This is a genomic window from Planococcus sp. ISL-109, assembly GCF_018613655.1.
Classification (GTDB): Bacteria; Bacillota; Bacilli; order Bacillales_A; family Planococcaceae; genus Planococcus.
In genome coordinates, this window is the sequence record NZ_JAGGPW010000005.1 from 31,557 (window position 1) to 52,379 (window position 20,823).

General features: G+C 48.7%; 19 protein-coding genes and 1 pseudogene. 3 read left to right on the forward strand and 17 right to left on the reverse strand.

All coding sequences use genetic code 11. From position 1 onward, the window contains the following. Positions 1 to 77: 77 nt before the first annotated feature. From J7E21_RS07470 to J7E21_RS16225, 8 genes and pseudogenes are all read right to left on the reverse strand, one after another. Positions 78 to 737: a peroxiredoxin gene (locus tag J7E21_RS07470; protein ID WP_215106233.1), complete on the reverse strand. Its 660-nt coding sequence runs from the start codon at positions 735 to 737 to the stop codon at positions 78 to 80. A gap of 93 nt (positions 738 to 830) precedes the next feature. Then, complete coding sequence (locus J7E21_RS07475; protein ID WP_215106235.1) at positions 831 to 1,472, reverse strand: response regulator; 642 nt, start codon at positions 1,470 to 1,472, stop codon at positions 831 to 833. Further along, a complete protein-coding gene (locus tag J7E21_RS07480; RefSeq protein WP_215106237.1) occupies positions 1,469 to 2,503 on the reverse strand; it encodes a sensor histidine kinase in 1,035 nt (344 codons plus the stop codon). Before J7E21_RS07480 ends, J7E21_RS07475 begins: the two co-directional genes overlap by 4 nt. 121 nt (positions 2,504 to 2,624) lie before the next feature. Beyond that, positions 2,625 to 3,191: a hypothetical protein gene (locus tag J7E21_RS07485; RefSeq protein ID WP_215106239.1), complete on the reverse strand. Its 567-nt coding sequence runs from the start codon at positions 3,189 to 3,191 to the stop codon at positions 2,625 to 2,627. 22 nt (positions 3,192 to 3,213) lie between these two features. Further along, positions 3,214 to 4,407 (reverse strand): NAD(P)/FAD-dependent oxidoreductase, encoded by a 1,194-nt coding sequence (locus tag J7E21_RS07490; protein WP_215106241.1) that lies wholly within the window; start codon positions 4,405 to 4,407, stop codon positions 3,214 to 3,216. 52 nt (positions 4,408 to 4,459) lie between these two features. Beyond that, on the reverse strand, positions 4,460 to 5,863 hold the full coding sequence (locus tag J7E21_RS07495; RefSeq protein ID WP_215106243.1) for an MBL fold metallo-hydrolase: 1,404 nt from the start codon (positions 5,861 to 5,863) through the stop codon (positions 4,460 to 4,462). Between the two features lie 108 nt (positions 5,864 to 5,971). Beyond that, positions 5,972 to 6,076 carry a cytochrome bd oxidase small subunit CydS family protein gene (gene cydS / locus J7E21_RS16645; RefSeq protein ID WP_483313487.1) on the reverse strand — a complete coding sequence of 35 codons (105 nt, stop codon included), beginning with the start codon at positions 6,074 to 6,076 and terminating at the stop codon, positions 5,972 to 5,974. A 104-nt stretch (positions 6,077 to 6,180) separates the two neighbouring features. Then, a pseudogene (locus tag J7E21_RS16225) lies at positions 6,181 to 6,593 on the reverse strand (helix-turn-helix domain-containing protein); the annotation flags it as partial. 1,127 nt (positions 6,594 to 7,720) lie between these two features. Between J7E21_RS16225 and J7E21_RS07505 the strand changes: the two are divergent. Together J7E21_RS07505 and J7E21_RS07510 are read left to right on the forward strand one after the other, a co-directional pair. Next, on the forward strand, positions 7,721 to 9,775 hold the full coding sequence (locus J7E21_RS07505; RefSeq protein WP_251047886.1) for an EAL domain-containing protein: 2,055 nt from the start codon (positions 7,721 to 7,723) through the stop codon (positions 9,773 to 9,775). 108 nt (positions 9,776 to 9,883) lie between these two features. Further along, on the forward strand, positions 9,884 to 11,497 hold the full coding sequence (locus J7E21_RS07510) for a sensor domain-containing protein (RefSeq protein ID WP_215106247.1): 1,614 nt from the start codon (positions 9,884 to 9,886) through the stop codon (positions 11,495 to 11,497). Positions 11,498 to 11,541: 44 nt separating this feature from the next. On the opposite strand, the gene J7E21_RS07515 is transcribed toward J7E21_RS07510, so the two are convergent. From J7E21_RS07515 to J7E21_RS07535, 7 genes are all read right to left on the reverse strand, one after another. Beyond that, entirely contained in the window at positions 11,542 to 12,081 is a 540-nt protein-coding gene (locus tag J7E21_RS07515) for a GNAT family N-acetyltransferase (protein WP_215106249.1), read from the reverse strand. Positions 12,082 to 12,191: 110 nt separating this feature from the next. Beyond that, the gene (locus tag J7E21_RS07520; protein ID WP_215106251.1) at positions 12,192 to 12,407 is read right to left on the reverse strand and encodes a hypothetical protein; all 216 of its coding nucleotides are present in this window, start codon (positions 12,405 to 12,407) and stop codon (positions 12,192 to 12,194) included. A gap of 81 nt (positions 12,408 to 12,488) precedes the next feature. Continuing rightward, complete coding sequence (locus tag J7E21_RS07525; protein ID WP_215106253.1) at positions 12,489 to 15,515, reverse strand: cell wall-binding repeat-containing protein; 3,027 nt, start codon at positions 15,513 to 15,515, stop codon at positions 12,489 to 12,491. Positions 15,516 to 15,805: 290 nt separating this feature from the next. Further along, a complete protein-coding gene (locus tag J7E21_RS16230) occupies positions 15,806 to 16,066 on the reverse strand; it encodes a DUF5996 family protein (protein ID WP_353047745.1) in 261 nt (86 codons plus the stop codon). A gap of 17 nt (positions 16,067 to 16,083) precedes the next feature. After that, positions 16,084 to 16,254: a hypothetical protein gene (locus J7E21_RS16235; protein WP_251047887.1), complete on the reverse strand. Its 171-nt coding sequence runs from the start codon at positions 16,252 to 16,254 to the stop codon at positions 16,084 to 16,086. Next, complete coding sequence (locus tag J7E21_RS16240) at positions 16,232 to 16,606, reverse strand: DUF5996 family protein (protein ID WP_251047888.1); 375 nt, start codon at positions 16,604 to 16,606, stop codon at positions 16,232 to 16,234. Before J7E21_RS16240 ends, J7E21_RS16235 begins: the two co-directional genes overlap by 23 nt. Before the next feature lie 287 nt (positions 16,607 to 16,893). Beyond that, positions 16,894 to 17,427, reverse strand: coding sequence for an AAA family ATPase (locus tag J7E21_RS07535; protein WP_215106255.1), 534 nt, complete (start codon positions 17,425 to 17,427; stop codon positions 16,894 to 16,896). Between the two features lie 217 nt (positions 17,428 to 17,644). Between J7E21_RS07535 and J7E21_RS07540 the strand changes: the two genes are divergently transcribed. Then, positions 17,645 to 18,490 carry an SDR family oxidoreductase gene (locus J7E21_RS07540; protein ID WP_215106257.1) on the forward strand — a complete coding sequence of 282 codons (846 nt, stop codon included), beginning with the start codon at positions 17,645 to 17,647 and terminating at the stop codon, positions 18,488 to 18,490. 207 nt (positions 18,491 to 18,697) lie between these two features. On the opposite strand, the gene J7E21_RS07545 is transcribed toward J7E21_RS07540, so the two are convergent. Next, positions 18,698 to 19,540 (reverse strand): ABC transporter permease, encoded by an 843-nt coding sequence (locus J7E21_RS07545; protein ID WP_215106259.1) that lies wholly within the window; start codon positions 19,538 to 19,540, stop codon positions 18,698 to 18,700. After that, positions 19,518 to 20,537 carry an ATP-binding cassette domain-containing protein gene (locus J7E21_RS07550; protein WP_215106261.1) on the reverse strand — a complete coding sequence of 340 codons (1,020 nt, stop codon included), beginning with the start codon at positions 20,535 to 20,537 and terminating at the stop codon, positions 19,518 to 19,520. The genes J7E21_RS07545 and J7E21_RS07550 overlap by 23 nt, the downstream gene beginning before the upstream one ends. Between the last annotated feature and the right edge of the window lie 286 nt (positions 20,538 to 20,823).

A 20,823-nucleotide genomic window follows, 5' to 3' on the forward strand; every position in this document is an offset into this window, starting at 1 on the left:
AAAACCTCGAATGTGAACACGTTGAAATGTCCACACCCGAGATTCAACACACGCAGATTGCAACTGCGGTTCTATTATTAAAGGTCTTTCTTGCTGAAATACCAGTCGACGTATTCGTACTCACTGCTGTTCGCACGCTCTTCGGCTTCCTGCTGCGTTCTTGGCGGCTTAACGATCACTTTTTCGCCAGGGAGCCAGTCGGCCGGTGTCGCCACTGCGTATTCATCTGCCGTTTGAAGAGCTTTCACTAAGCGCAGGATTTCGTCCATATTTCTTCCTGTGCTCAGCGGGTAGTAGATCATTGCACGGATCACTTGTTTTTCGTCGACCACAAACACCGCTCTTGATGCTTCGGTGCTTTGGTTTCCAGCCATCAGCATCCCATATTTGATCGCGACTTCTTTGTTGAGATCCGCGATAATCGGAAATTCGATTTTCACATTGAATTTTTCTTCGATATTTCTTACCCAGGCAATGTGTGAATGGACACTGTCAATGCTCAACCCGATCAGCTCCGTATTCAGCTGTTTCAGTTCAGGGTAGATCCGTTGGAATCCGATAAACTCTGTCGTACATACAGGGGTGAAGTCTGATGGATGGGAGAACAAGATAAACCATTTCCCTTTATAAGACTCACTCGAAATCATGCCGTGCGTTGTTTCAATTTCAAAGCTCGGTGCCGGTTCGCCGATCCGCGGAATAGACGTTGATTCGACTTCTCGATTTTGCATTTCCATTTTGAACAACTCCTTAGAATTATTATTATATTGTAATTATTACATTTTAGGGAGTGCAATCCTATAGGGGTTTTCCCCTATCCTAAGCGCCCGCTATTGCGAATCAATATAATGGTTAGCGATGGCGTATTGGATCAACTCTGATTTTTGCTTGAGTTCGAGCTTTGCCATGATATTGGATTTATGGTTTTCCACCGTTTTCGGGCTGATGGACAGCTTTTCTGAAATTTGCTTGTTGGTATATCCGTACACCACCAGCCGCAGCACTTCCTGTTCCCTTAAGGTCAAGATGGAAGCTTGCTTGTTGCCTTTATTCTCAAACAGCCTGTCGATCTGTTCAGGCGGCAGCCCGACTTTATAGTATTTTTCGCCTTTATGGACTTGTTTAATCGCGTGGTACAATTCCCCGCCTTGGCTGTTTTTCAAAACATATCCGTCCGCATCGATTTCAATCGCTTCCTGGATATACCCTTCCTCGTCATGCATCGACAGCAAAATCACTTTGATGTTTTTTGAATGCCTCAAAATCTCCTGCGTAGCCACAATCCCATCGATCCCATTCGGCATAGAGATGTCCATCAAAATGACATCCGGTTCTTCTTTTAACGCCAGTCTGACTGCCTCTTCCCCTTCACCGGCTTCTCCGATGATCGAGATGTCGGGATAGGATTCCAATAAAAGAACCAATCCTTTTCTAATCAGGACATGATCATCTACTACCAATACTTTAATCACTGTTGTTCCCCATCCCTCAATGGAATTTTCACGCGAATGCGGGTGCCTTTATTCACTTGGCTGCTCAATGCGAATTCCCCGCCCAATTGTTCGATTCTTTCTTTCATATGCCGCAGCCCAAGCCCTTCATTAGCCAACTTTCCTGCATCGAAGCCGACGCCATTGTCTTCTATAGACAATAGAAAATATCCGTATTCTACTTCCATTCTGATCCACAAGGAACTGGCAAGGGAATATTTGATGGCGTTGTGCAAAGCTTCCTGGATGACGCGGTAGACATTGATCTCAACTAGTGAGGGCAAGCGGTCCACTTGATTGATTTCCAGGTTTATGTCCAGAGTGGGATGGACGGCATGGAAGGAAGTCGCCAGGCTTTGGACGCTGGCGACCAAACCCAAACGGTCAAGGCTTTGGGGCCTCAGCCGCTGCGAATAGGATTTGACATCATTCATGGCATGATCCAGCTCTGCCCGGACATCGTTCATATAATCCAATAGCTTTGTATCTTCCACTCTGGATTCGATCGATTGCAAAGCCAGTGAAATCGTGTACAAGGATTGGCCGATCCCATCATGCAATTCCTGGGCGAGCCGCTTGTGTTCATTTTCCTGGGCTTCGATCACTTGTTTTAATATCAGCTTCGCGATGCGGGCTTCTTCTTCTTTTTCTTTCAGCTTTTGGTCGCGCAATACTAATAGGTATTCTTTTTCGCCGGAATGCTCATCGTTGAACATTAAAGCCGTGCTCATCTCCACTTTGATTTGGTTGCCGTGGTAGGTGGGCATTTCCGATAAAAAATACGGCACTTCATCGTTTTGGATGAGGTAGCATTTGTTTTCGCCTTCTGCCTTATTGCGGTTTTCACAATAGCTGCAGTATGGAACTTTCCCGTCCTGTTTCCAGCCCGTCAAAGCTTCAGCAGCCGGGTTCATCAGAACGATGGAACGTTCATTGTTCATGACAATAATGCCATCGTGTATGTGTTGGAAAACCTGGTGGGAGTATTTATTTTCAATAAATTGATCGCTCATTAGTTTCACCACTTTACAGTCAATAATGAAGAAAGACCGACCCTATAGAATCAGTCTTTCTTCATTATTTTAACAGCTATTGGACTTATCGTCCTTGACGGAAGCTTAACGCGCAACACGCTCATCTGGCTTGCTTTTCGTTCAGCGTCTCCAAGGTGGCGTTTATATAACGAAATCCTTTTTGGACTGCCGGATCTTTCAGCCATTTAAAAATGGAAAAGATCGAATACCGCTGGTGGTCCTGCTCCGCTTTGTTTTTGACAGCAGCGATAAAAGTCAGCCCTTTTCTGCCTTCTTCCATGACCGGTGCTGCGTAGGCATTTGCTTGCTCGGTCAGGTAATCGAGAGATTCGGAATCCTGGCTGATGGCGGTCACAAAAGCCAACGACTCTTCAACTTTATTGATGGCCGCAATAAGTGAAGGCAGTTTTTCCAATAGGGCAAGCAAAGCAGCCAAGGTTTCCATGTCCAGCTGCTGAATCGCCAGCTTGCTTTCCACACCGTCGATGAAAGGCTGATCGTCCAGCAGCGTTTGCCCGAAATCAACGACGTCTTCAAGCGAGCCGATCCCTTTTTCGAGCTCAGGCAAGCGGTGCAGTAAATTGGCGATCGATTGCTTTACTTCCGGGTCGGCCAATGCCGCTGACAAACTATCAACGGATTCTATGTGTTCATATGAACTTGTCATGAACGGGTCCTCCTTTTTTCTGTTACATCGTTCCTTTTAGCATGCCGTCCCAATACATGACTGGCAGCAAATCTTTTTTCATGACATACATGCTTCTGCGCTCTACCGCCTGGTTGAACGGCATTGATTCATCGGGGTTTTTGTCATAGTCAAACTCGGCAAGAATCAGTTTATTGTAGCCTGTCACTAATGGGCATGAACTATAGCCGTTGTAAATAGCGGCGAGAGGCTGTTGCTTCAGCGCCGCTGCCAGGTTCTTCGCCACGACAGGTGCCTGCTTGCGGATTGCTGCGCCTGTTTTTGAAGTAGGCAGTCCGCTGCTGTCGCCTAATCCGAAAACATTTTCATAACTATTATGCTGCAATGTATATTTATGGACGTCTACCCAGCCCGCCTCGTTCGCTAGTGGGCTTTCACGGATAAATTCAGGCGATTGCATCGGCGGCGTCACATGCAGCATGTCGTAAGAAACGACTTCTTTCTCATGCGTATCCAAATTCTCGAATACGGCCTGTTTTTCTTCGCCTCTTACTTCGATCAAATTGGTGCGGAAGCGCGCATCGATTTTCTTTCGTTCCACGACTTTCTCCAGTGCTTCCCGGTACTTTTGCACATCGAAGATCGCCGGGTTGGCGGAACCGAAGATCACATTGGATTTATCCCGCACGCCTGTCCGGTTAAACGAATCTTCCGCAAGGTACATGATTTTTTGCGGGGCGCCTCCGCATTTCACGGGTGTGGCAGGATGTGTAAACACCGCATTGCCGCCTTGGAACGTCCGGATGAGCTGCCATGTGTAATCCACGTGTTCATAGGAATAATTGCTGCAAACGCCGTTTTTTCCGATGGTTTCCTTTAAGCCTTTGACGCCGTCCCAATTGATTTCAATGCCCCCAGCCACCACAAGGAAATCGTAAGGGATCGTTTCATTATTGCCGAGTTTCACTAAGTTCTCTTTCGGCATGAAACGCACTACTTTCTCCTGAAGCCACTTGACTCCTTCCGGAATGACAGAAGCCATCGTGCGCTCGCTCGACTCTTTACGGGCAACCCCTGCCCCTACTAATGTCCACAACGGCTGGTAATAATGGAATTGTGCCGGATCAATGATAGTGATATGGTTTTTCAGTTCCGGAGATATTCTCAGCAGCCTCGAAGCGACAGAAATGCCGCCTGAGCCTCCGCCTACAATGACAATTTCGTTATTCGTGTTCAATCTAACCCCTCCATATGATGATTTTGTCCAATATCCATCTGGTGAATGCGGATCAATTTCCGACTTCCTTGACCCATTGGGCATAGCCGCCTGTCAAATTCAGCACTTCTTCAAAACCGTTGCTCTTCAGGACAGTAACGCCGATTGCCGACCTGACACCGGATCCGCATTGCACCGCGACCGGCTTGTCCGTTGGCACCTCTTCCAAATGTTCCATTAAAGTGCCGAGCATAATATGCTGGGCGCCTTCAATATGGCCTTCGTTCCATTCGCTTGCACTGCGAACGTCGATAATATTCACCTTTTCATCGTCGAGCAATCGCTTGGCTTCTGCTGGTTTGATCGACGGATACGAACCGAAATCCCCTTCGGATTGCTCAATCGATTGCGCGTCCAGATAGGCAGCCAACTGGTCAATTCCTACAGATTGCAGCGCTTTTTCCACTTCTGCTATTTCTGTGGAGCCGGTGATCAAGCTAAGCGGGCGGTTATAGTCCACAAGCCATCCGGCCCAATTGGTGAAAGAAGAATTAAACGGAATATTGATGGTGCCAGGGATATGCTTTTCGGCAAACATATCAGCCGTTCGAGTATCAATCACCTGAACCCCTTTTTCAATCAGGGCTTCCATTTCCGACAGGGACTTCAGTTTTTTGACTGGCGGCAGCTCTTTAACCAGCTGTTGCCCCACTTTATTGACGTGCTTCATTACCGCAAAATAAGTCGGCGGTTCGGGCTGTCCGGCCAGCAGTTCTTTCGAGAAGTCGTTTTCATCCTCGAATTGCAACGCCCAGTTATACTTTTTTTCATAACCGACTGTTGAAGAAGGAACGGCTCCCAAAGCTTTGCCGCAAGCGCTTCCTGCTCCGTGCCCAGGCCATAGCTGCAAATGATCCGGAAGTTGCTTGAATTTTTTTAAGGACTCAAACATTTGTTTCGCGCCAACCGCTGCAGTGCCTTCCATTTTCGCGGCCTTCTCCAATAAATCCGGCCGCCCCACATCTCCGACAAAAACAAAATCGCCTGTGAAGATGCCCATCGGTTCGTCCGCCGGTATGCCGCCGTCAATCAATGTGAAGGAGATGCTTTCCGGTGTATGGCCCGGCGTATGCAGCACGGTAAATATTAAATTGCCGACTTTGATTTGATCCCCGTCTTTCACTAGCTGATGCGGAGTGTTTTCCAAGTTTTGATATTTCCATTCGGCCGAGCCCTCGTCTGACAGATACATCTTAGCGCCTTCTTGTGCGGCGAGTTCTCTGGATCCTGTCACAAAATCGGCATGGATATGGGTTTCTAGTGAACCGATGATCTTCAACCCTTCCCGGTTTGCAGCATCCACGTATTGGGCAATGTCTCTCGCCGGATCGATAATCACCGCTTCGTTGGATTGCTGGCAACCCACCATATATGAAGCTTGAGCTAAATTGGAATCATAAAAATATTTCAGTAACATCTAAAACCCTCCCTATTCTGTTAATAAAATCGCCGTTTCAGCAGCCTTGCTGGTTCCACTCAACCCTAACGTGAAACTATCCACCGTTCTATAGGGTGATTCCCCTATCTATTTTTTGACAATAGGAGAATCAATCAGCGATACCCAAAAACCGACGGCAATCGCCAGAATGATCACCAGAAACGGGGCATAGAAAATGAAAAAACCACTCATGCTTGTGGGCCTCCTTTAGGCGTGGTAATCCGATTTCCCTTTGACATAATCCTTGTCGAACAGGAACAGGCGGAACAACAGATACAAGGACGGCAAAAGCAGTTGGCCACACGGACCCAGCCCAGTTTCGGCAACTTGACCTTCTGTCCATCAAGCGCGATATTGCCGTTCGTGAACTTGGTGGTATAGGACTGGATCGGATTCTTTTTCGACTTGAAGCGCGGCTGGTGGTTTTGCTTGTTCCACAATCGCTTGGACCCCTCATCCAGATGACGGAGGGCAGACTGCAAGGCGATACTGTCGACTTCCCTCAGCCAAAGCAGCTCTTTCTTCAGTTGAGTGAGCTGTGCAGAACAGTGGAGGTAGCCTAAGCCTTTCCGGTCTCTTCAAAAGTGGTATTCCTGTAATCCAGAAAGTGATTGAACACAAAGCGGCTACAGCCGATCGTTTTGGCGATGAGCACTTGCTGTTTCTTGTTGGGATAGAGTCGAAACCTGTAGGCTTTGTGGACCATCACGATGGGTCACCTCCTTACAAGCACCACACCCGGAACAGATGTTCTTTTAACCGTGAAAACGAAAAAAAAGCGATTCATCCCCCACCTACCCAATGCATTGAAGCAGGGGTCTTCTCGCTAGTGATGATAAAAATTGCAGGATGACGGAGTCATGGCGATGCATTTTATCCATTAGCAAAAGAAGGAGAATATATGAAGAAAGAACCCAAAAAGGATCTACTCCCCACCTAAGCTCTAAGCAGGGCTAGAGAAATCCCGCTAAATTAAAAAAGGCCCAATCCATTTTGTTGAATGGACTTGGCTTTTTTTCGCACCCGAATTTTAGTGATGATGCTCCGACACCCCTTCACCAGGTACCGGACCTTCTTTCAGACTCTCAACCTCTAACGCCGTAATTATCATAACGGTAATCGGCGGGTATTGCCCCCGAGTATTAATCGCTATATATTGTCGCCAGGGAAATATTGAACACGTCTCCCGGCGCCGCTCCGAACAGCAGGAATGCGGGAACCGCCAACAATAGGACAACGGATGTTCAAATCACTCAGCAGCTGTCCTTTCCTATTCACATTGGCTTCCATGTTATTTTTCTTGAAACTACAAGGATTCGAAATCATTATTTATAATTGCCCACTAAAACTTATCTAAAAGGAATCTGTATATTGGAACATTATCAATAGAACCGAGTTGAGTATATGGGACTATATAATACCCCTCACTACTGCCCCTATAATACTCTTTGACAGTAAAAATGATTAATTAAAAGGAATCATTTCCCATTTTTAATCCAAATGACACAGAAAACAGACCGAAATTCCATCAAAAAGGCAAAACGATGCTTTTTTGTTCCACATTCCGCCTGGATTACCGCCACCAAATACCCGAGCGACTCCTCCATCCATATCCATAGGCGCCCTTCCACTGAAGGCCAGTGCATGTGGAAGTGAGAGTTTGCTCCATTTTCAATTCACCCGTCAACCCCCGTTTCAAGCGATCATTTCACAAAAAAATTCTAAAACTATTTCAGAATGATTAAAAAACTACAGCAAGGTCAATGCATGCACTTGGCTTTCCACCTGGATACCGTTTGTGGAACTGAAATTCAGAAACAAGGCAAGGAGGGCTCAATGTTGGAGAACGAGAAAAAACAAGTGCAGGAATTAATGAACACCGTGGACGAGTTGTTGATCGTCATCGATGAAAACGGCATTATCCAACGAGTCAACCAAGCTTGGATTGATTTTTGTGTGATCAACGAAGTCCAGCAATCCTTATGGCAGTCCGGAAGCAATTACTTCGAGGACATGGAAGCTCGTGGAAAACAACAAGAAGTGCTCGCCATCCAACAAGTGCTGGCAAACGAAATCCATGAGCATAAACAGATGTACCCTTTTCACCTGAGCAGCGGCGCGACGCAGTGGATGCAGGTGAAGGTCAGGCGGATCCAATTGACTTCGGACTTTTCGTATGGCGCCATCATCTACCATAAGGCCACGCCGCACCATTCCACACAGGAGATCACGGCAGAAGTTGTACTCGAGAGCATGACCGACGGATTTATTTTGTTGAGCGATGAATTCCAAATCATCTACATGAATGAAATCGGCGGGAAGCTGTTGAACTGCACACGAAAAGACATCGTCGGATCGCAACTTGCGCAGTGGTTTCCTGAAGAATCCAATCCGTCCTTTCATACCGCTTTTAAGCGGGCGTTGAGCGAGCAGACGGTCGTGGAACTGGTCGATTACTATACCGGAATGGACACCTGGTACCAAGTGAAGGCGTGCCCGTTGAAAAAAGGCGGCTTGGCCTTGTACTTCCAAGACATCAGCGAAAAGAAAAAAACCGAAGCCCAGCTGATGGAATACGCCAATTATGATTACTTGACCGGACTTCCGAATCGGCGGTCCCTCGTTCAAACGATGCAATCCCAAATCGAGCAAAATATCGCGTTTTCGGTATTCCATATCCATATCGATAACTTGAACTTCATCAACGCTGTGCACAGCCATCATGCCGGCGAAACGATCATGATCAAAATCGCCCAACAGCTGAAAGCGCTCGCCAGTGACACATGCCACGTCGGCCGTTTGGACGGCAACGAGTTCATCATTGTTCGGAAACCCCAAAAAGGTGAAAACTTGGAAGTGTGCGCGGAACAGATTGAAGATATTTTCTACATGCCGATTACGCTGGATACGGCCCATAAAGTAAGCGTCAGTGCCAGCATCGGCATTGCCTGTTATCCTTTTGACGCCAAAATCTTGGAAGAACTGCTCTCCTATGCGGAAATCGCCATGTGCGAAGCGAAAAACCTGCGCGGCTCTTGCTATACTTTTTTCCTCCCCAACATGAAAATGGAGCGTAATCGCAATTCGGTCATCGAAAAAGGGCTCCGTGGAGATCTACAGGAAAGCGGCTTTTACTATGCGTTGCAGCCTCAAATAGACGGGGCAACGGGAGAAATCGTCGGCGCGGAAGTGTTGTCGCGCTGGGCGCACCCGGAATTCGGTGAGTTGTCGCCGCTGGAGTTTATAGAAGTCGCCGAAGAAACGGAGAACATCGTGCCGCTGATGATCCATTTGACGCGGGAAGTGCTGACTCAGATCAAAGATTGGGAACAGCGCTTTGGGTGGAATGTGCGGACAGCGATCAATATGACCCCATCACTTATCAGCAACAGCAAGTTCTTCGATGATTTTTTCGCGTTGCTTGATTTTTACGGAGTTCATCCGAGCTTGATTGAAATCGAAATCACCGAGCAAGCCGAACTGACCTATTCACCTAAGACACTGAAAAATTTGCTGATCTGCAAGAACAAAGGGATGTCGATCGCCATCGACGATTTCGGCACCGGCTTTTCGATGATTTCCTATTTGACCAATTTCCCGATCAATAAAATTAAAATCGACCGCTCCTTTATCCAGAAGATTGGCCAGGATGCGAAATCTGAAGCTGTGTTGAAATCGCTGATCAACTTGGCCACCAGCATTGAATGCGAACTCGTGGCCGAAGGGGTGGAAAAGCCTGAGGAAGCTGAATTCCTCAAGGCGAACGGCTGCAACATTTACCAAGGATACCTTTACGACAGACCGATGAAAGTCGCCGATTTTGAAGCGAAATATCTGCACGGTGCAGAAAGCCGGTTCTCTAGCACCTCCCGTTCTACCCGCTCCTACTGAAATTGCTATGTTATCCGTTAACCACATTTACCCAAGAGAGGAAATGGACACGTGAATAATACAAGCACACTCCCTTTAGATTTAGTATTGATGGAAGCCATTAAAGATATGATACTTATCGTGAGTGTCGGGGAAAACACCGTGTTTACCTACCAATTTTTTAATCAGGCCGCATTGAAAAAAACGCACCTGACTCAAGATGACCTGGGAAAAACCTTCAGCGAAACCCACAATCCGCATGCCGCCAAGCTTTTGAATGAGCAGTACAAGCAAGTGTTGCTGACACAAGAAGCCACTACCTATAAGGATCTGCACACCACGCCTTCGGGGGAGCCTTATTATTCGGAAACTACGTTGACGCCGCTGTTCGGCGAGGACGGCAACTGCAATTTCATCATCGCCCTGACCACTGACATCACCAACGAGCGACTGGCCAGAGAAGCCAGCAATGAAGCATGGGAACAGCTGAAAAAAAGCCGCTCGCGCTACCGCTCCTTGTATGACAACAACGCGGACGCCATTTTCTCGCTGGATTTGAACGGGCGGATTTTGGCCGGCAATTCCGTCGTCGAGCAGTTGACCGGATACCGGCTCGCCGACTTGGTCGACCAGGGGCTGAGCGAGCATATCCTGTCGAAAGACTGCGAATTGGTGAGGGTCTATTTCCAATTGGCTCTTGAAGGGGTTTCACATGATTTTCGGACCAAGTTCATCGGGGCGTCCGGAAAACCGTTCGGCATCCTGATCCACTTCGCTCCCGTAGAAGTCAAAAACGAGATCGTCGGCGTCTATGCCACGCTGAGGGATATGCGGGAACTTGACCAGATGATCGCCCAGTATGTCGAAAGTGAAAACCGCTTCCGGATCATTGCGGAAAACGCTCATGACGTCATCGTTTTGATGGACCATCAAGGCGAGCCGCTGTACGTCTCCCCTTCGAGCAAGCGGGTGTATGGCGTGGACCCCGAAGAGTATATGGGGACGCCGCCTTTTGATGCGGTCCACCCCGACAATGTACCGGAGCTTAAGAAGGCCTTTTCGATGGCCATTGAAGAAGCCAAAACGTATATTTTGGAAGTGCAACTGAAACACAAAACGAAAGGCTGGATCTGGACCGAAATACAAGGCACGCCGGTGTTTGATGACCAAGGCCAGTTTGTCCATATGCTGACGATCACACAAGATATCACTTTGTACAAAGAAAAGGAAAACCAATTGCACCATTACGCGTACCACGATTCGCTGACAGGCTTATCCAACCGGCGTTTTTTGAAAGACCGGATCTTGGAAGAACTATGCAGCCCCCAAGACGAAAACGATATGTTGGCGGTCATTATGCTCGACATCGATCACTTTAAAACAATCAACGACGAGTTCGGGCACGAAACTGGTGATGCGGTCATCGCAGAGTTCGGGAAACGGCTGCAGGCAAGCATTCAGAGCCACGATGTAGCGGCCAGGCTCGGCGGTGATGAGTTTGTGCTGCTGTTGCCGGAAGTGAAAACGGTAGAGCAAGCCGTGTCCATCGCACAATCCGTCAAACTCGCGATGAATATGCCTTGGGACTTGGAAGACGGCCCTGTCAACATCACCGCCAGCATGGGCATCGCGCTGATCAAAAAGGCCGGCGCGACCGTTTCGTCCGTCTTGAAGAATGCCGATTTGGCGATGTATGAATCCAAGCAAGCCGGCCGCAACACCTACCGGATTTCCCGTTTTTAAGCAGGTAAAAAGAGGCCGAACTGAGAAAATCAGTTCGGCCTCTTCTATTTTCCCTCCCACTTATACAGCACATGCCGCTTCAGCGGGCTTTCGTCTTCCACGCGCGGATGGTCGAATTCCTTCACTTTTTTCATGCCGATCCGCTTCATGACCGCCTCGGACGGCGTATTGGTGAGCAAAGTGAACGAATAAATCTCATTCAACTTCAGCACGCCAGCACCATAGACGAGACACGCTGTCGCGCCTTCTGTGGCGTAGCCATGATGCCAATGCTCTTTGCCTAAACGCCAGCCGATTTCAATTGCGCCTTGGAATCCGGCGTCGAAATCCACTTTGAGCAAGCCGATCAGACCGATGAATGTGCGGTTTCCCTTTACTTCAACCGCCCATAGCCCGTAGCCTGTTCGCTCGATATGGTCTTCAATCCGGTCAACCAGCTCATCCGACTCCTCCCGCGTCAAGGTTTTCGGAAAGAACTCCATAACGTCAGGGTTGGCGTTCATCAATGCAAACGCTACCCGGTCCGACGGTTTCCACCTTCTGAAGCCGAGTCGTTCGGTTTCAAATACATAGTCGTTAGTCATAAGAACTTCCCTTCTGCTTGGACTGCTAGTTGTTTTCTTTGTCCTGTACCAGTTCGTTCGGTGTGCCGTCGACTAGAAAATATTTCACTTTCCATTCCTTGTCCACGGCCTTATAGAGAAACACGAGCCCGGCGATGGAACAGACTGGCGCTGATAAGCAGCGGCACGATCCCGATTTCGATGAGCGCCGAACCGTACAGCCCCCATTTCCCCGAATAGCCGATCGACGATAACTCCAGCGCGTAAATCGCGGCTGCAACCAATGTGAACCCGAACAGCACGATACCCGATATAACCCCAATACCGCCTGCAATAATATGTTTCATTCCGATTCCATCCTTTCGCTAGCCATTTAGGTATGAAAAAACAGGCGTCCGAAATATTCGAAACGCCTGTTTTCTGTGTGTTTACTCGAACAATTGCTTGATGCTGTCAGTCGGCAATGCGCCTTCACCGCCGAGGATGTAAATGCTGCTGACGGTCTTCAGCTGAGTCTGAACTGTTTTCACCGTTGCCGCGTTCGGCGATTTCGGTGATGTGAGGACGAGCGGCGCCTTATTTTTCGCAGCCAAGACGGATCCCGCTAGAGCGTCCGGATAGTTGGTGCCGGTCGCCAAGTACATGCTCTTTGGATCGAACGATGCTTTAAAATATGTGATGACGGCACTGTTCGTGTCGTATCGCGATGCACCCGCTAGGCGGACCGGGTTTTTGATTTCTTTTGCGGCACTGTCTGAAACAGCGCCTTTACCACCGATGATGAAGGTTTTCGTGTAGGTTTTCGAGCCTAAATGCGCTTTCACTTCCGGTGACAAAGCGTTAGGCTTCGTCAGAAGGATTGGCATTTTCTGGTTGCCTGCGACCGGTGCAATCGATAAGGCATCCGCAAATGTCGTGCCTGTTGCGACGACTGCTTGTGTCGAAGTCTTCATTTCTTTGGCGATGTTGACAGACGTTTCATAGCGATTTTTGCCGCTGATGCGCTTGATGCCCGTTTGTTTGATGCCAAGAGCTGTCAATTCTTTTTCGACGAGCGGGCTGATGGCGCCTTGTCCGCCGATCAAGGTGACATCTGTCACTTTCAGGCGTTTCAGTTCATCTTGCACCGCTTTCGGGATCGAATCGGTTTTCGTCAAAAGCAGTGGTGCGTTATGATACGCTGCGAGCGGTGCTGCACTCAAAGCATCCGGGAAATCGCCGCCGGTTGCCAGTACCGCTTTGCCGGAAGTGATCCAGCCTTTTTTCGACACTTCAACTGCCGTGTCGTAGCGGCTCGCCCCGCTGATGCGCTCGGCCAGATTCCATTTATCGGACATGGCCAAAATGGCTTCCGCACCGTTCAAACGTCCCCAGCCGGAGATCTGGTCGTAACCTGGTGCCAATTCTTCCACTTCATACGGGAATTCTTCCTCAAAAAATGGATCTTCGAAAATCGGACGGTCTTCCTCCGTAAAGGCGATGTCATCGGCCGATACCGTCAGCAGAGACCGGAGCTGTTCCGGCGACAATGACGGGTTGATCGATTTCAGTACGCCTGCAACGGCTGCTACGTGCGGAGCCGCCATCGACGTTCCGGACATGAGCGTCACATTGCCGTCCGGCAAGAGACTTGGGATATCCGTTCCCGGTGCAACAAGGTCAAGGCCTTCACCGTAGCTGGAATAATCCGATACGAGATCGAGCCGGTTTGTCGCGCCGACAGCAATGGCGTATTTCGATGATGCCGGGTAGGACAATTCTTCCCAGCCGTCGTTGCCGGAAGCGGCGACAATCGTCACGCCGCGCTCACTGGCGTATTTCATGGCGTATTCGAGCACTCGGCTGTAGCCGCCGCCAAGGCTCATGTTGATGACATCTACGCCTTCGTTCGCCGCATAGATGATGCCGTATGCGATCTGTTCGGTGTCGCCGAATCCTGAGGCGTCGAGCACTTTAATCGGCAGGATCTTCGTCGACTGATTGATGCCGGTCATCGAATAGTCATTGCCGCCTTGTGCGGCGATGATGCCCGAGACATGCGTACCGTGCCCTTGGTCATCGAGCGCTTTATCGTCATCATTGACGAAGTCATAACCTGTGCTGACCATCTGGTTCTTGAGGTCTGCAAGCCTGTAATCGACGCCCGTATCAATGACCGCTGTGATGGTTTCCGCCTGATCTTTCTGTGCGGCGAGTGCCTTCATTTGTTCAAAATCGATGTCCGCGTTTTCAATGCCGAAACCTTCTCCGGCATTTTCAAGTGACCATTGCTCGTTATAGTAGATGTCTTCTGAATGCAGAGAATACTGCTGCACGGGTTCGACGAATTCCACTTCCGGCAGCGCTTCAAGCGTCTGCAGCGTCTGATTCGCCGCTGAGGTAGACATACCTGATTTCAAGTCGACGACGTAGAATGAGTCGAATTTCGGTGCTTCGACTTCGAATTCAGAAACTGACTGGATGCCGGCTCCTGAAGTTTTTGCCTTGCTCAACGTCACGCCGTCTTTCACTTTGACGATGACTTTGTTCGCTGATGCGTCTTTGATCATATAATCGGTCGATTTCATCGCGAGCAGGACTGATTTGCCTGTAAGCTTGCTGATGCCGATTGATTTCCCTGCTTTTTCTACTTCACCTTTCAATTTCTCAGGCGCCGTCTTCAAAGCCAAGGCATATAGTTCATTGATGGCTTTTTGGTCAGCTGCAGTGATTGTTTTTGAACTTTGAAGTCCATTTTTCGCGATGCTGTCAATCAAGCCGTCGAGCTGCTTAAGATTTTTCTTGAGCGAGTCGCGAACCGTTGCCTCCGTCACGGCCTGGTAGCCGATGAACGGTGCAAGCTTGTAGTAAAGCTTTGTCAGCTCTCGGCCACTTTCGGTTTGTGCCAGCACGTCACCGCGGATCATCCGCAATTGGTCGAGCAGGTTCTGGTTATCCAACACGAGTTCTGCCGGGCATTGCTCGTTGTTTGTCGGTTTCGACGCTTTCACTGTCGTGCCGTCAAAACCGAGTGTGTAGCTTGCTTCTTCGCCATCTCCCACTTCAATCGGGAGCTCTTCTGCAAATGAAGAGACCTTGATATAAAATGGTCCTTCCCAGGCGATTGGGAATTTCACCACTGATTTTCTTTCCAAAAATGAATAATTGCTGAAAGGGTCAAAGGGCTTGTCGACGGTCGCGCGTTCTGCGTCCGGGTAGACCGTGAACGTCAGTTCTTGGTCCGACTGAAGTGACACTTCAAAATGTGAATGTGCAGCGACTTGTCCAGGCTCGACGTCGATCCGGTACCAGTGTTCCGCATCATCTGCAGAAAACGTTTCGGTCACGTCCACCCCTTCTTCTAATAGATCTGCATCTACCAAATCTTCGGCATTTGCCGTTTGTGTTGCCGGTAAAACCCCTAAAAGCGATATACCCATCAAAAAACTCGTCGCAATCTTGAACGCGCGATCCATCCTACCATCCCCATTTCAAGTTATTTACAATTCTATTAAAACACATCCTATTACATAAAAATAGATTGTTTTGAAAATATTCCCCTAGGTCTTTCGTTGCCGTTTCGGAACGCCATTTTACGTTGTCAGAAAAGTGATGTGTGAACAATTTGTTTGAGTCGGCATACTTAATTTTTCTCATAGTGGTGGGCGATATTCCACGGGAGTCTTCGCGGTTTTGCTCCATATCTCTTTTAGTGGAAACGCAGAGTAGCTCTTTTTTCTCCGTTGAAAAGTGAATCTCCATAGACTTAAGCTTTCTGCTTTGGCATATCCAACGGAGTGAAGTAGTATGCACAGCCTTGCCATTTCAGCTCTTCGCTCAAGATGTCGAAGGTGGAGCGGAAAAACCCTTGCATCGCATTACTCGGGTTTTCGGATGCTGCGACGCTTTCGAGCTTCAGGAAATATTCGCTCAGCGAGGCATCGAAATAGGCTTCGACTGGTTTTAGATGGGCGCTGTCGAGCGCTCTGTTGATAAAGGGATAAGGCAAAACGAAAAATGACGGCACGTCGACTTTGTCATCGCCTAGCCAAAAGCCGCCTTCTCGATGACTTTGTCTTGCGGAAACGGCTCGCGGATGCCATGCAGAATGAGCAGCGACACGTCAAACGTTCCCCAGAAAAGCGCCGGTTTCATTTTCCGGCAGCGCAGCGGCCCGACGAACTTCAATTGTTCACGCAGCGCAAACTGGAACAACTTCAATCCTCTTACTGCGTCTTTCCAGTTGAACATAAGCGGCGTGTCGTCCTTCGTTCAAATTGGTCTTATAAGTCATCTCCTGCGGTTTCGGATTGATCGTCACATCGATTCCTTTCGATGCCAGGCCTTCGAATATCTCTTCGAAATAAGTTTTGATCGACTTGGAATTTTCCAGCGGCACAGCGTGAAGATTCCCTTCTACGTTCAAGAGGATCCGGCTTTCATAAACATCCAAGTCAACCTGAAAAGCCTTATCTCGGTGAAACAACAAGCCTGTCGAAAAACCGTTCGGCGTCACGGCGAGCGTGACATGCGCCCATTCAGAATGCCTGATCACGTCAATCTTCATTGCGTTCTCCTCATTAACTGTCTTTCGAAATACGCGAGCAGATGCAGCGACTGAGACTTCCGGGGAATAGAGGAAACATTCGGAAAACTCCATCTCTCTCTCTATTCGACATGCTTCCATACTTTCCTATCCAATTGTGCAAGAGAAGTCCGAGGTCAGCGAATAGGGAATCGGGTCTTAATAGAAAAAGCCGCTCCAGCTAGTTTTGCCGGAGCGGCTTTTACATGATCGCTAAACAACTTGTCCATTTCTTCATTTTTCTCCTCCGATCATGGATGAATGTTGATCTAATGAACTGTGAAGCTATTCAAAATCTCCCCGTACAACCTTTCCACAGTTTGTGAACTGTCGAGCTTCAACACGGGACTCTTCGATATCTCCATTTGATGGGCATGCTCAGCGTAGGTGCCCGCCATGTTTTTATCTTTTTCTGTTAAATAAGTTTTGTACCATTCCAGGAAATCGTTCATGTCTTCCCCGTTTGTGTCCTTCCATAACCTGCTATTCCGCTCCTTTTCCCGTTTCCGCAGCCTGTCCATCCGCACGGGTTCAGTGAGATAGAGGAATACGAGCAGATTACGAGCATTTAAGCCTTCCGGTAGCCATGAAAAAACAGACCCTGACGCTGCGTAACTGTCTGTTGATTCCATATCCTGCGCGTACATCTTCTTCCGCTCTTCTACGGGACGGTTTTCTGTGAACGTGTTGTCTTTCCATAGATAGTTGTCGGTATCGATCCATTTGATCGCTTGCTGTTCGCTGATGTATTTCGCGAGAGTGCTCTTGCCCGTTCCTGACCCGCCGATGATTTGGATTTTCATTGAATTCACCTCTTGTCTCCCTAACTATTTCATATCAAAGACTCCAAAACTTGTAATATCAGTATACGCGAACGAGAACCCGGAAGAGGATGTTACTCATTGCACATCAAAAGATGAGCCTTAACATTAACAAACTAAAAAGGACGCCCGGAACTTGCGCATTTTCACGTGGTATACTGAAAAAGCTTGAACATTTCGAGAGAAAGCGGTGAAGATAATGACTGTTCTGGTGACCGGATTTACCGGCAATGCAGGCTATGAAGTGGCCCAAAGTTTAAAAAGCAAAGGCATTCCGTTCAAATGCGCTGTCCGCAATGTGGGAAAAGCCACCAAGCGCTCTGGCGATGCATATGATTATATCCGCTTGGATTTTGCGGATCCAGCGACTTTTGCGTCGGCCTTACAAGGAATCACTCAACTTTTCCTCATGTACCCGCCAGGCGGCGATCTGCAATTTGCGAAGTTCCTGGAGCAAGCCAAAAAGCAGGGCGTCGAGCATATCACTTACTTGTCTGTAAAAGACGCACAGTTTTTGCCGTTTATCCATCATTTCAAAAACGAAAAGCTCATCAAGAAACTGGGACTTCCCTTTACGTTTGTCCGCGCCGGCTATTTCATGCAGAATCTGAACGATTTTCTGTGCGAGGAAATCAAACAGCACCAACGCATTTATGTTCCAGCCGGCAAGGGCAAAACCAGCTTTGTCGACGTCCGTGATTTGGCGGAAATCGTGGCTTTATCGTTCCAATATCCGCAGTTGCATCAACAGAAAGCTTACGTCATCACGGGCGAGGAAGCGCTGGACTTCTATCAAGTAGCAGAAAAGATGAGCGAGGTTCTCGGCAAACCGATTGCCTATGCGAATCCATCGGCAAAAGAGTTTAAACAGTATATGGTTGGCCGAGGAAAAGACAAAGGGTTCATCAACGTCGTCATCGGCATCCACTTCCCGACCAAATTGGGCTTGGCCAAAGGCGTAACCACTGATTACCAGAAACTGACCGGCCACAAGCCTCGTAACATCGAAGCATACCTTCACGATTATCGGCGTTTTTGGGAATGATGCAGCGCTTCACTCTGCGTCAGGAACCTTCATTCATATATCAGGAGCAGCTATCACCCAAGAGCTATAGGCGCTCGCGTTCTTAAAAAAACTTCTCAACAAAACCCCGAACGAGTTCACTTTTCTCAAGCGTCCTCGTTCGGGGTTTGCTGTGTGCGCTGGTAGCTTGATTGCTCAATGTTAGAAATCCGGTAGATGAGCTATTCGCTATTCTTTCTTCCGGTACAAGTACATCGTCAGCGGCGCGAAGATCACCACAAAACCAGCGGAGACGACGAACACCCAGCCGATTTGCTCCCACGTGCCGTTGCCGTGCATCAATCCGCGGACAGCGGTCGCGAGAATGGAAATGGGGTTGATGTTGACGAAGCCCTGAAGCCAGGACGGCAACGTGGCTGGATCGACGAACACATTGCTGACGAAAGTCAGCGGGAAAATCACCAAAAAACTGACCATCATCAAGGATTTTTCTGAACGCATAACGATGCCGGCGGCTGTCCAAATCCAGGAAAAGCTGAACGAAAACAGCAAGATGACAAGGACGGCACCGAATACGCCGATGGCCCCGCCTTCCGGCCGAAATCCGAGCGCCAGCCCCAAACCGATCATAATGGCGGACGCCAGTGAATAGCGGATGACATCGACAAGCAACGCGCCGATCAGCGCAGAAGGCAGCCAGATCGGTAATGTGCGGAAGCGATCGAATATGCCTTTTCGGATATCATTGTTCAAATCGATCCCTGTGTACATCGTGATTTGCGAGACGGTCATGACCAAAATCCCAGGCAACAGAAATTGCAGATACTCCCCTGTAGATCCCGCGATGGCGCCCCCGAACAAATAGGTAAACATCAGCAAAAAGATAATCGGAAACACCGTGACATCAAACATCTGCTCCGGAACATGCTTAATCCGCAACAGCGCCCGGTGCGCGAATGCCATCGTCGAAGCGAAAGCATTCGGCGGATCGGGCCTTCTACCGGTCGCGATGGCACTCAAGGGATGGACCTCTTCCAAAGTCGACTTATCATGTTCTACCTGCACGCTCATGAGTTCCCCCCTCCTCCACGTTCGCTTGTTCGTCTGCGGATTGTCCGGTCAATGTCAGGAATACTTCATCGAGGCTCGGGCGCCCGAGCGAAAAATCACTGATGGCGATCTTCTCGCGTGCGAGCTCCCCGAGTGCTTCAGCGACAAGAGATGAGTCTTGCGCCTGCATGCTCAATGATAGTCCGTCCGTAGCGATGTGAACCGACGTGCCAAGCTTGCGTTCCAGAATGGCTGTCGCACGCTTTGTGTCTGATGCATCCAGTAGTTGTACGTTCAAGGTCCCACTACCGACCGATGCCTTCAATTCACTGCTCGTGCCTTCCGCGATGATTTTGCCGCGGTTAATAACCGCAATCCGGTCGGCCAGCTGGTCTGCTTCTTCCAAGTTTTGAGTCGTCAGCAACACGGTCGTCCCGTTATGCACGAGCGCGCGGATAATATCCCACACTTGGTTGCGGCTCCGTGGATCCAATCCGGTCGTCGGTTCATCCAGAAACAGCAGATCCGGTGTCACGACGATGCTCGCCGCAATATCGATCCGCCGCCTCATGCCACCCGAATACTTTTTCACTTGACGTTTTGCTGCATCTTGCAAGCCGAATGCCAAAAGCAATTCTGAGGCCCTTTGTTTCGCCTGCTTGGTCGTATAGCCCATTAGCCTCGAGATCAGAATCAAGTTCTCCGTGCCGGTCAAATCTTCATCGATGGAAGCATACTGGCCAGTCAAGCTGATGCGACTTTTGATTGTCGCGCTCTCCGTCTTCAAATCATGGCCGAAAATAGACGCAGTTCCGCTGTCCGGCTGAATGAGTGTAGCCAGCATGCGGATCGTCGTCGTTTTCCCTGCACCGTTCGGTCCCAAAAAACCGTACACCGTTCCTTTTGGGATCACCAAATCTACACCATCCACAGCACGTTCTTTGCCGTATACTTTGACAAGCCCGGTCGCTTCCACAGCCACGCCGTTTGACTGTCGATTCAGCTTTTCATTATCCATGATCCTCACCTTTTTCTATTGAAGGATGCACAAACGAGTGCTTAATTATGTTTTTCATTATAACTGATTGGTTAAAATTAACGAAATATTCGAACATCTAATCCCAGAATGGATGGACGCCTCATTGGCTAGCAAATGAAACAAAAAATATGTATTAAAGAAAAAGCCTGAGTTCTAGCTGTTCTTCTATTATAGAACAAATGTTCTAATTTTTCCACAAGTTAATTCCTAGAAAAGAAAAAAACTCCCGCAGCAGCAGGAGTTGTAAAAGCGGTTTTATTATGAA